Genomic DNA, 11,851 nt, shown 5'->3' with positions numbered 1-11,851 from the left:
GGTTTATTGCACCTCATCCACGGCTTTCAGCAGATCAGCGCCCTGCGGAACATCTTTAACAAACATGTCGCGAACCTGATTACCCAGCGCGTCGCTAAAGGCTTTGCGGTCGAGATCGGTAATCACTTCCACGCCCGCGTCTTTCATGCCGTCGATGATTTTTTGCTGATCTTCGGCGACCAGTTTGCGCTGGTAGTTACCCGCTTCTTGCGCAGATGAGATCAGTGCCTGCTGGAACTCTGGGGTTAAGCCATCAAACTTCGCTTTGTTGATCACCACCAGAAGCGGGGAATAGGCGTGGTGCGTCAGAGAAAGGTACTTCTGCACTTCATAAAATTTTGCTGACCAGACGACGTTGATCGGGTGTTCCTGAGCGTCGATAGTGCGGGTTTCCAGCCCGGTATAGACTTCGGCAAACGGCATCGGGATCGGGTTAGCGCCAAAAACTTTGAATGCGGCAATATTCATTGGGCTATTGTTGGTACGGATCTTCAGCCCTTGCAGATCGGTAGGCGTTTTAACCGGTGCACGCGAGTTGGTGACATCGCGCCAGCCGTTTTCCCAGTAAGCCAGCACTTTCAGTCCCTTACTTTCAAGGGAGACTTTCAGGTCATCCCCGACTTTGCCGTCGAGCGTTTTATGCGCGTGAGCGGTATCGCGGAACAGGAAAGGGACATCGAGCAGGTTGATGACGGGCGAGAGTCCCGTAAAGTTATTGGAGCCAGACATCTCCATATCAATAGTGCCGCCGCGCACGCCGCTGATCATCGCCTGCGCATTACCGAGGGTGCTATCCGGGAACAGTTTTAATTTCAGTTCGCCTTTGGTTTTTTCCTGTAATAATTCATTGAATTTTTTCGCCGCAATATGTTGCGAGTCGGTTTGCGAGGTTTCATAACCGAAACGTAATGATTGTGCCGCCAGAGAAGATGTGCTGAACGCCGCCACTCCGGCAAATAATAAAGCGTAGGTTACAGAACGTAATTTCATTATGATTTCCTTTTAACTCATCCATTTAAGAGGAGCGGTAATAAGCTCCGGTATAAAAATAAATAATGCTAACAACATGAATAAAACCATGACGTAAGGCGCAACACCTTTTACCGCATCGTCAAATTTAAGTTTCGCCACGCCGCATACCACGTTAAGAACGTTACCGACTGGAGGCGTAATCAGTGATATTGAACAGTTGATAATAAACATGATGCCGAAATAGACCGGATCTATTCCCGCTTCTTTCACTAATGGCATTAATACTGGCGTAAGAATTAATACGGTAGGCGTTAAGTCCATGACCGTACTGATCACCATAATGGCGAGCATAATGACGATGAATAATAAGCGGGGCGAATCAACCAACGGTTGTAATAGCTCCGATACCATCATGGGTAATTCGGCGATCGTAATAAGCCATGCAGATACCGCAGCAGAGGCCACCAGGAACATGACCACGGATGTGGTTTTCGCCGCGTTAATCAGTACATGATAAAGCGTGGAGAAGGTCATTTCGCGATAGACCACCACCGAGACGAACAGGGCGTAGAAGGCGGCAACCGCGCCTGCTTCGGTGGGTGTGAATAACCCCGAACGGAAACCGCCAATAATAATTATCGGTAAAAAGAGCGCCCAAATACCGGAAACTAAGGATTGCCAGACTTCCCGCAGTGAGGCTTTCGGCTGACAAGGTAAATTCAGTCGTTTTGCCTGCCACCACCAGGTAACCATCAGCGTGACGCCCATCATGACGCCCGGCGCTATGCCCGCCATAAATAGTTTGCTGATGGAGAGTCCGCTGGAGACGCCGAAGATAATGAGTGGAATAGAGGGAGGGATAATGGCCGCAATAATCCCGCCGGAACCGATAAGCCCGGCGGCGCGATTTACCGGATAGTTGGCCTGACGCATCATCGGCACCAGCAGTGCCGCGACGGCTGCGGTATCGGCAACCGCAGAACCGGAAAGGCTTGCCATGATCATTGCCGCCAGCACGCCAACGTAACCCAGACCACCAGGCCTGTGACCCACCAGTTTCATTGGCAGGTCGACAATACGTTGCGACAGGCCGCCCGCGTTCATGATCTCACCCGCCAGCACAAAGAAGGGAATGGCTAACAGAGAGAAGCTGTCTGCGCCATTTACCAGCGTTTGTGCCAGAATTTGCACATCAAAGATATCCATCCAGAACATCAGTGAGATGCCGCACAGTAATAATGCCCAGGCAATGGGAACACCAATCGCGATAGCGCCTAACAAACTGACAATAAATATAAGAATTGTCATCGTCAGACTCCTTGTTGGTTTTGGCTGGTGGTATTTGTGAACTGCCGGTATAAGTGACGCAATTCCAGTAATGCGATAATCAGGCTGGTGGGGATAGCGGCGGCGTACATTAAGCCAACGGGTACGCCGAGAATGGGTGATAAGTTACTCCAGTCCTGTGACGTTTTTTCTATTGCACCCCAGGCCAGACCCAGACACAGTAATAAAATGAGCGTATGGGTTAGCAGCGAAACACGTTGTTGATTAGCGGGAGAGAGTTTTTCGACTAAAAAAGTAACCTGCACATGGCTGTTGTCCATATAAGCAACGATAGCGCCAATAAAGGTTAACCAGACAAATAAAAGACGGGATAATTCATCAATCGATAATATGCTTGTGTGAAATCCATATCGAAGAATTATATTAATAAAAATAATACAAGACAGTATTGCGATGATGAGCGCAAGAATGCCTTCGAGTATCCGTTTCATAACGAGTCCTTCTTGTTATGTAATATGTTTTCATTAATTAATGCTGTTGGTATTCGTAATATTTATTGGAAAACGACTAATTAGAATTTGGCGAAATAAATGAATCGTTTTAAATAGATTCATTCAAAGAGTGAATACCGTTACGTAATATATCGATGCGATGCTGCACATCAGCCGACTCATTTATTTCTAGCAGCTTGATGCCAGCAAAATGCAATGTTGACGGTTCTGCTGCATTAAATAACTCGCGAACGTGATCTGTGGTCATCAGGCTTTCTGCACAGAATGGTGCAAACGGCGCGTGTAAATCCTGCCATTCTCCGTATGCTCCGTTTAGCGTCGTACCAGAGAACATCAACGCGCCGAGTTTCCCGGCCTGTTTCGCCATTTGGGTATGGGTCAGCGGCAACGCTGTATTGCGCCCTTCAATGGCGGAGCGCGCCCAGTTGATACAGATGCTGACGTCATAATCGGCAATGACTTCCAGCACATTTTCCAAAGGCAAAAAGCCTTTGCGGGGAGCGGCAGACGTCATGGCGTCGCAGTGTTCCAGCACCAGTTTGCAGGGCCAGTCCCAACTGGCGATTTCTTTCAACGAGCGGGCAAAGGCATCCGTCGCTTGTATAATATTGGGATTCGTTGCTAACGGTGCGGCCTGGATCTCCAGTGCGAGGACTTTATTGGAATTCAATGAGTTGATTTTATTGAACAGGTGGCGATAGTACGCCACGCACGCCTTGCGTTGATCTTCATCGCTGGAGGCGAGGCCAAAACCGTTGTTTTCGCTGCGGCGACGCATGGTTTCCATCACAGCGGTGACGACAAATTTCCAGCTTTCTGGCGTATGACGTAGCAACCATTGGTCGCCCAGCGGGTGGAAGTTTTCCAGGCAGGGTTGTTCCAGCCCACGAATATCAGGGGTATCTGATAATTGTCGCCAGAATTCCTTCTCTTCCTCTTCACTTCTTTGGTGAAAAGAGGGTGCACAGGGATACGCACCGATAATATAACCGGTATTATTCGCTTTCATTTTGTGCTCCAGTAATAACTTTTTATAAAGCGCAGAGGGCGACTTTAACCACGATTTTGCGGATTGCCGTAGGGGCATTTTTATTACATGCCGGTCGATGAACATCCTGTGGGAAGAAAATAGCGTAGCTACCCGGTATCATTTCTATAAATGATTCATGTTCACTATCGTGATAAAAAATAATATCGCGTTGCTCTAATAGTGATTCGCTGACTTTATTATTCCCGGTATCAATGGCTACACCGATTTTCTCTTCGCCCCAGGCCAGAAACTGAATATCCAGATAGCGACGATGAACCTCAGGACGGTTTTCCACCGCCTCGCGTGTGGTTAAATCGATAATTTGCGCAAAAATATTTTTGCCGTCGATTTCGACAACGCCCGGCGCCAGGGCGTTGAAATCGGTGGTGCGTAGAAAATCGAGCGCCTTTTCAATGGCAGCGGGCAAACGGCACGGATTAGGTTGTGTGATATGTCCAAATATCATGGTCTATCTCCTTATAATGCCTGGATTTTTGCCCATACGCTGTCATCCACAGTAATACCGTTACGACGGTTTTCTGCCAGTAGAGTGGTAAATTCGTGGCCGGGTAAACGAATGGCCTGGTTTTCGTCTGCGCGTTCGGCACTGGTAACGTAATCCATGATGCGTTGCAGTTTGGCGTCGCGGGTGGAACCGTCGATCAGTTTATCCACTTCAATGGCAATAAAGATTTGTGAAATGCCGTACTCGTCGCTGTTGTCCTGGGTGACTTCAGCAACCGATGCGCCGTCAGAAAGGAGAGTGGCTATCATATCCAGCACAATCGACATGCCAGAACCTTTCCAGTAACCCATCGGCAAAATTCGGCGATTTTTCTCGATAACGCCAGGTTCTTTGGTCAAATTTCCTTCATCATCAAACCCGCCATCGACCGGCAGCTCGCGTCCCGCCAGACGATTCACTTCTAACATGCCGTAGGAGAACATCGACATCGACATATCGACCATGGTGATGGGTGAAGAGGGAATAGCGACGATCAGTGGGTTGGTGCCGATGCGACATTCTTTTGCGCCCCACGGCGGCATTACGGCGATGGAGTTTGTCCAGCAGATGCCGATATAGCCTTTTTCCGCCGCCTGCCAGCCGTAGCTGCCGCCGCGCATCCAGTGGTTGGCATTGCGTAACGCGACCAGGCCAATCCCGTGAGTTGCCGCCAGTTCAATGGCACGATCCATCATCTTTTTCGCTGTCAGGTTACCGATTGAACGCCGGGCGTCCCACTGCTCAATCGCGCCGAGGCTGGTTATACGTTTGGGTTGGGCGTCAGGAATGATATCGCCGTTTTCCAGTTGCTGAATGAAACGGGGGAAACGGTTAACGCCATGAGAATAAACGCCGGATTCGGTGGTGCGGGCGAACATCTCTGCACAGGCATCGGCTGTTTCGCTGTTAACGCCACGTGAAATTAATACCCGATTAAAGGCTGTTTTTAACTGCTCAAATGTCACTTTCATCCCTGGCTTCCTTGTGTTTGTTGATCGCTTTTTTAGCTTAAAATTCCACTATGCGAAATTTGATTTCAAATATATCGATCGCTTTTTAACAAAGCAATCCACACCATGATTTTCAAAAATCATATAAATCAAATAGTTATAAATTATCTGTCGAGATCGTGAACTGCGACACACTTTGCGTTACCATCAGGGCGCGATAAAAAGGGGAAGAAAGCGATGGGAAAAAAAGAGCACGAGTTGGCGCAGGAAAAAGAGCGTCCGGCTGGAAGTCAGAGCCTGTTTCGCGGGTTGATGCTGATTGAGATTTTGAGCAACTATCCAAACGGTTGCCCGCTGGCGCATCTCTCTGAACTGGCTGGCTTAAATAAAAGTACGGTCCATCGTTTATTGCAGGGACTACAGTCCTGTGGCTATGTGACAACCGCGCCTGCTGCGGGGAGTTATCGCCTGACCACAAAATTTATTGCCGTCGGGCAGAAGGCGCTGTCTTCGCTGAATATCATTCATATCGCCGCGCCGCATCTTGAGGCACTGAACATCGCCACTGGTGAAACCATTAACTTTTCCAGTCGAGAAGACGATCACGCTATTTTGATTTATAAACTGGAACCTACTACCGGTATGCTGCGAACCCGTGCCTATATTGGTCAGCATATGCCGCTCTACTGTTCGGCGATGGGTAAGGTTTATATGGCGTTTGGTCATCAGGACTACGTGAAATCGTATTGGGAAAGCCATCAGAATGAAATCCAGCCGCTAACCCGCAATACCATTACCGAACTGCCCGCGATGTTCGACGAACTGGCGCACATTCGCGAAAGCGGCGTGGCGATGGACAGAGAAGAGAATGAACTCGGCGTCTCCTGTATTGCTGTTCCGGTGTTTGATATTCATGGGCGGGTGCCGTATGCAGTGTCGATTTCGCTTTCGACATCACGCCTGAAACAGGTGGGGGTGAAAAATCTCCTGAAACCGTTGCGTGAAACTGCCCTGGCTATTTCCAATGAACTGGGATTTACCGTCCGGGACGACCAGGGGGCGATCACATAATGCTTTGGGCAGGTGGCAAAACTTTAATATTTCCTTCGTTGGATCAAAGCAATAATGGCGCACTCTCTGGCACGCTGCGGTTTTAGCGCAAAGGAGTGATCATGAACCGGTTTATTATTGCGGATGCGACGAAATGTATCGGTTGCCGTACCTGTGAAGTGGCTTGCGCAGTGTCGCATCAGGAGAATCAGGATTGCGCTTCGTTGTTACCTGGCGAGTTTATTTCCCGTATTCGTGTTATCAAAGACCATACCTGGACCACGGCAGTAGCCTGTCATCAGTGTGAAGATGCACCCTGCGCGAATGTTTGCCCTGTGGACGCTATTCGTCGTGAACATGGGCATATCTTTGTTGAACAATCACGTTGTATTGGCTGTAAAAGCTGTATGCTGGCATGTCCGTTTGGCGCGATGGAGGTCGTTTCATCGCGTGCAAAGGCGAGGGCGATTAAGTGCGATCTGTGCTGGCATCGGACGACGGGCCCGGCCTGTGTTGAAGCCTGTCCGACAAAAGCGTTGCAGTGTATGGATGTTGAGAAAGTGCAGCGGAATCGGCTACTACAGCAGCCTGTTTGAAACACTATTCCGGTGGTTCTCAACGCCGGAATAGTGCGTTTTGTTAATGCCGGATGCGGCGTGAACGTCTTATCTGGCCTACAAAATCTTACAAATTCAATATATTGCAGAAATTATGTGGCCTGATAAGCGTAGCGCATCAGGCAATTTTTAATGACTCTCAGCCCAGGCGCGTTCAATCTCTTCCGCCAGAATCTTCACGCCTGCCTCAATTTTCTCCGGCTCCGGCACATAGTTCATGCGCATACATTGATGCGTATGCGGCCACGGTTTATCCAGTCCAGGGAAGAAGTTGTGCCCCGGCACCATCAGCACGCCGCGCGCTTTCAGGCGCTGGTAAAGCTGCTCGGTGGTAATTGGCAAATCCTTAAACCATAGCCAGAGGAAAATGGCTCCTTCGGGTTTATGAATCAGGCAGCGATCTTCTGGTAAATAGCGGCGAATGATGGCGATAGTTTCCTGAACACGCTGGTAGTAGAACGGCTTGATGACCGTTTCTGACAGGCGCAGCAGATCGTTACGCTTAATCATTTCACACATCATCGCCGGACCAATACCGCCAGGCGCCAGGCTGATAATGCCGTTCATATTGGTGATGGCGGTGATGATTTTTTCATTGGCGATGATAATGCCGCAGCGGGAGCCTAGTAGACCCAGCTTGGAAAGACTCATGCACAGTACGATATTCGGATTCCACAGCGGGCGCGCTTCGCTGAAGATGATACCCGGGAACGGGACGCCATAAGCGTTATCAATCACCAGCGGAATACCGTGCTGATTTGCCAATGCATCCAGCTTCAGCAACTCTTCGTCAGTAATCACATTGCCTGTTGGGTTCGTTGGACGGGAGACGCAAATCATCCCGGTCTCTTCGCCAATATGCAGATGTTCAAAATCGACGTGGTATTTAAACTGGCCTTCTGGCAGCAGTTCAATATTTGGACGCGCAGAGACGAAAAGATCTTCTTCCAGTCCGGCGTCAGCGTAGCCAATGTATTCTGGTGCCAGCGGGAACAGCACTTTTTTGACCCGACCATCGGCGCGGCGTCCGGCAAACAGATTAAATAAGTAGAAAAACGCGCTCTGGCTGCCGTTTGTTAGTGCAATATTCTGTGGTTCAATATCCCAACCCAGCTTCTCGCGTAGCATTCCGGCAAGTAGTGTGAGTAGCTCCGTTTTCCCCTGCGGGCCGTCGTAATTACACAGCGCATCAGTGGCTTTGCCGCTTTCCAGCATGTCGGTCAGCAGCGTCTGGAAGTAGTCCTGCATTTCCGGGATCTGCGCCGGATTGCCGCCGCCGAGCATAATCGCGCCGGGCGTGCGTAAGCCGTCGTTCAGATCTTCCATCAGCAGCGTAATGCCGGAGTGGCGGGTAAATTTGTCACCAAAAAGGGAGAATGTCATAGCGGGATATCTGTCGAACTCTGTAGCAAGGAAAGTAACAATAACGCTACATTTGCTGGGGTGCAAATCGGGTTGCTGCAAGAGGATTGGCGTATCATGCTAAGGTTTATGATATGTCTGGTCTTTTATACTGGAATACGGCTTCCCGACATACTGCAAGTGGGAAGCCGGAAAAGTTACTGTTGCCCCGCCCAGACAACCATCACTTTATCGTCGCCATGTTCACGGACAAATCCATAACCTTGTTTCAGTGACAATGTGGTCTGCTTACCCGCGCCAATCGCTGGATGGCGGGCGCGGAACTGACCGAGGCGTTGCCAGTGCGCAACGCTGGCGGCAGATTCACCGCTAACATCCTGCCAGTTCATATCCGAGCGTGTGCCTTGCAGCGGATCTGAGCCGGTGGCTCCGAACGGACGTGAGGATTCATCGCCATAAAAGATTTGCACCGCACCTGGCGCTAATAGCAATAACTCTGCTGCTTTGTCGCCCCCGTCACGGAACAGGCGGGTATCATGCGACGATAGGTAGCTCAACACGTTGAAATCCTGCAATTTATCTGCCATTTGCTGCCAGGTGGTGTCCATCTGCGCCAGACAATCGACGGCTTTCGCCGCCTGTTCCTGATAATCGAAGTTGATCATCGCATCGAAGCCGTGGCGATAGTAGTCACTTTGCATTACGCCATGACCCCAGGACTCGCCGGTCATCCAGAAAGGTTTGTCATCTAATGCTTTATCGGGATTCGCTTTTTTCCATTCGCTAAGTGCGGCGCTGGCCTGAGTTTTCAGTTGCTGCCAGGCGGGCAACTCAACATGTTTGGCAGTGTCGACCCGAAAACCATCAATCCCGTAGTCGCGAACCCACTGGCTTAACCAGTGAGTTAAATAATCGCGCGGCGTATAGCCATCGATGGCTTTAGCGTGGGTATCCGGTTTGTTTTTATAGAACACCGGCAGACCTGAAGCGGTGGTGGATTCTGTTTTGATATCCGGCAAAAAGGCCAGCGACATGGTGAGATCGTCGAATCCAGGATTGTCGTAATCACCGATATCGGTACGGATCCAGTTTTTCCCCCACCATTTATCCCACCCTGTTTTGTCGCTGAAATTAATGTAATCGTTAAAACTATGCCAGGTTTGCCCGGCGGCGGGTTTCCAGTCGCTCCAGCGGTCACCCAGCGTTTTTTTCAGCTCATCACCAGAAATATATAACGCGCCAAACTGATACTCCTGCATATCCGCCAGCGTGGCATAACCGGTATGGTTCATCACCACATCAAAGAGAATACGAATACCGCGCTGGTGCGCGCTATCAACCAGCGTCCGTAGATCGGCTTCGTTGCCCATATTTGCATCAAGATTCGTCCAGTCCTGTGTGTAATAACCGTGGTAGGCATAATGCGGGAAATCGCCTTTTGTACCACCGCCTACCCAGCCGTGAATTTGCTCAAATGGGGCGCTGATCCATAGGGCATTGACGCCGAGCTGCTGGAGATAATCCAGTTTGTTGGTCAGGCCGCGTAAATCGCCGCCGTGAAAAGTGCCAATTTCCGCCATACCGTCTTTATGACGACCGTAGCTCTGGTCATTGCTGAGATCGCCGTTTTCGAAACGGTCTGTCAGCACAAAGTAAACGGTGGCGTTATGCCAGTCGAAAGGGGCAGAGGTGCCAGTTTCTGCCCGTTCCAGCAGTAGCAAGCCGTTACTGGTGGCGGCAGGTTGTAACGTTATTTGACCGTTTTTCACCGTCGCGATTTGTTGGCTGTAATAATCACGGATTGCCGCACCTTCCGGGAAAGTGGCACTGACATCAAGCGTAAGTGGTCGTCCATCCCATTTCGGGCATTCACGGATTGGGGTTGCTACTGGTTCGGCGGTGTTTTGGATCGAAATCATCAACGTTGGCGTGCCGGAGCGGGTGTCGATTTGCAGCTTATATTCGCCAGCTCTGAACAATCGCCATTGTGGCGGTGTGTTATCGCAAGGTTGCAGGGAAAGCATCTGATTGAGTTTTATCGCATTCACTGGTTGCCAGCACTGTTGGTCAAAATTTAGCGTTAGTGGACGCGTACTTTTAGCCAGCTTAGCGTGGCTGACAAATGTTCCTGTCCCCTGTTCGGTAAAGATGGGGAACCCCTGCGAAGTCCAGTTGGCGGCAACGGCAAAGCCGGGAAGGAGTGTCAGAAAACAGGCGGCAAGTTTCATGGCGGGTGAGTCCTTATTGCTGCGATTTAAGACAGTTTGCCAGCGAATAGCCAGACAAAGCTCATCCCTGAATAGTAAGTCCACAGGATGAGAAGCAGGGGTGAGCGATCGCGCGCAAAAAACGGCTGAATTTTGCGATAAAATCCACATTTTCTGCGATCTTGCACCAATCTGAACCATTACCACGTGACATAGTTTCAGATTTGGACTATTCCTTGGGGTGCGCTTGACCGCTATTTTTGATATGATTTGAGATTCAACTCTCAAATTTGGGAAAAATATTACTCTAAATCATTCGAGTTGCAGGACAAAACACCAATGGCGTTTTGAACAGCGTTTACGCAGTACAGGCAACTTGAAGTATGACGAGTATAAGGTGTTTGAATGATTAAATCCGATCAGGAGACCTGATGATTTTGACTCCCATACGACGATATGGGGCGATGATTCTTATGTTACTCACTCTGGTGTTTTCGAGTGAGGTGTTAGCGAAGACGCACACGACAACAACGAGTCAAAAGTCCCACTTAACTAAAGCTAGTAATAAACAGGTAAGCAGTAAACAAGAGTATTCTCGCAATAGTGCAAAGAGCAGTTCACTTCCTGATTTGCGAAAATACCCTTCCGGAACACCAAGAAAAAAAGCGTTTCTCCGGACTGTAATGCCCTATATTACCAGCCAAAATGCTGCCATTACGGCGGAACGTAACTGGCTGATTTCAAAACAGTACCAGGGGCAATGGTCGCCTTCAGAGCGTGCACGTCTGCAAGACATTGCCAAACGCTATAAGGTGAAGTGGTCCGGTAATACGCGAAAAATCCCGTGGAATACGCTACTCGAACGTGTAGACATTATCCCGACCAGTATGGTAGCGACGATGGCTGCCGCAGAAAGCGGTTGGGGAACGTCGAAGCTGGCGCGTAGCAACAACAACCTGTTCGGCATGAAGTGCATGAAAGGGCGTTGTACCAATGCGCCGGGTAAAGTGAAGGGGTACTCTCAGTTCAGTTCTGTAAAAGAATCGGTGAGCGCCTATGTCACTAACCTGAATACGCATCCGGCTTACGCTTCTTTCCGCAAATCACGTGCACAATTGCGTAAAGCGGATCAGGAAGTTACCGCCACAGCGATGATTCATAAGCTGAAAGGTTATTCCACGAAAGGGCAGAGCTATAACAACTACCTGTTCGCGATGTACCAGGATAACCAGCGGTTAATTGCCGCGCATATGTAATTGCATTCCCTTGAGCCTTATCCGGCTTGTTGGTCGGATAGGGCTTTTGCTCGCATCAGGTGGTTGTGCTGAATTGCCTGATGCGACGCTGGCGCGTCTTATC

11 protein-coding genes are annotated in these 11,851 nt (G+C 49.7%); 3 read left to right on the top strand and 8 right to left on the bottom strand.

The features are described from left to right. Positions 1–3 precede the first annotated feature (3 nt). The 6 genes from yiaO to yiaK form a co-directional block, all read right to left on the bottom strand. Positions 4–990: a 2,3-diketo-L-gulonate TRAP transporter substrate-binding protein YiaO gene (gene yiaO / locus EQY_RS0104515; protein ID WP_000776918.1), complete on the bottom strand. Its 987-nt coding sequence runs from the start codon at positions 988–990 to the stop codon at positions 4–6. Between the two features lie 12 nt (positions 991–1,002). Continuing rightward, positions 1,003–2,280: a 2,3-diketo-L-gulonate TRAP transporter large permease YiaN gene (gene yiaN, locus EQY_RS0104510; protein WP_000153843.1), complete on the bottom strand. Its 1,278-nt coding sequence runs from the start codon at positions 2,278–2,280 to the stop codon at positions 1,003–1,005. 2 nt (positions 2,281–2,282) lie between these two features. After that, complete coding sequence (gene yiaM, locus EQY_RS0104505) at positions 2,283–2,750, bottom strand: 2,3-diketo-L-gulonate TRAP transporter small permease YiaM (RefSeq protein ID WP_000821448.1); 468 nt, start codon at positions 2,748–2,750, stop codon at positions 2,283–2,285. A gap of 109 nt (positions 2,751–2,859) precedes the next feature. Then, entirely contained in the window at positions 2,860–3,780 is a 921-nt protein-coding gene (locus EQY_RS0104500) for a DUF4862 family protein (protein WP_000646710.1), read from the bottom strand. A 22-nt stretch (positions 3,781–3,802) separates the two neighbouring features. Further along, the gene (locus tag EQY_RS0104495; RefSeq protein WP_000576114.1) at positions 3,803–4,267 is read right to left on the bottom strand and encodes a NanQ anomerase/TabA/YiaL family protein; all 465 of its coding nucleotides are present in this window, start codon (positions 4,265–4,267) and stop codon (positions 3,803–3,805) included. A gap of 11 nt (positions 4,268–4,278) precedes the next feature. Further along, complete coding sequence (yiaK, locus tag EQY_RS0104490; protein WP_000869060.1) at positions 4,279–5,277, bottom strand: 3-dehydro-L-gulonate 2-dehydrogenase; 999 nt, start codon at positions 5,275–5,277, stop codon at positions 4,279–4,281. A gap of 216 nt (positions 5,278–5,493) precedes the next feature. Here yiaK and yiaJ point away from each other — a divergent pair, with 216 nt between their 5' ends. Further along, positions 5,494–6,327 carry an IclR family transcriptional regulator YiaJ gene (yiaJ, locus tag EQY_RS0104485; protein WP_000516597.1) on the top strand — a complete coding sequence of 278 codons (834 nt, stop codon included), beginning with the start codon at positions 5,494–5,496 and terminating at the stop codon, positions 6,325–6,327. A gap of 101 nt (positions 6,328–6,428) precedes the next feature. Continuing rightward, positions 6,429–6,902 carry a 4Fe-4S binding protein gene (locus tag EQY_RS0104480; protein ID WP_024212400.1) on the top strand — a complete coding sequence of 158 codons (474 nt, stop codon included), beginning with the start codon at positions 6,429–6,431 and terminating at the stop codon, positions 6,900–6,902. Positions 6,903–7,052: 150 nt separating this feature from the next. On the opposite strand, the gene avtA is transcribed toward EQY_RS0104480, so the two are convergent. After that, entirely contained in the window at positions 7,053–8,306 is a 1,254-nt protein-coding gene (gene avtA, locus EQY_RS0104475) for a valine--pyruvate transaminase (RefSeq protein ID WP_000144353.1), read from the bottom strand. A gap of 176 nt (positions 8,307–8,482) precedes the next feature. Next, positions 8,483–10,513 (bottom strand): alpha-amylase, encoded by a 2,031-nt coding sequence (gene malS, locus EQY_RS0104470; protein WP_000761202.1) that lies wholly within the window; start codon positions 10,511–10,513, stop codon positions 8,483–8,485. Positions 10,514–10,923: 410 nt separating this feature from the next. On the opposite strand from malS, the gene EQY_RS0104465 reads away from it, so the two are divergent. Then, positions 10,924–11,748: a protein bax gene (locus tag EQY_RS0104465; RefSeq protein ID WP_016160045.1), complete on the top strand. Its 825-nt coding sequence runs from the start codon at positions 10,924–10,926 to the stop codon at positions 11,746–11,748. Positions 11,749–11,851 lie beyond the last annotated feature (103 nt).

The organism is Escherichia sp. TW14182 (assembly GCF_000208525.1).
GTDB lineage: Bacteria > Pseudomonadota > Gammaproteobacteria > Enterobacterales > Enterobacteriaceae > Escherichia > Escherichia ruysiae.
The sequence above is the reverse complement of the archived record's forward strand: the minus strand, read 5'-3'. Positions and strand labels throughout refer to the sequence as shown.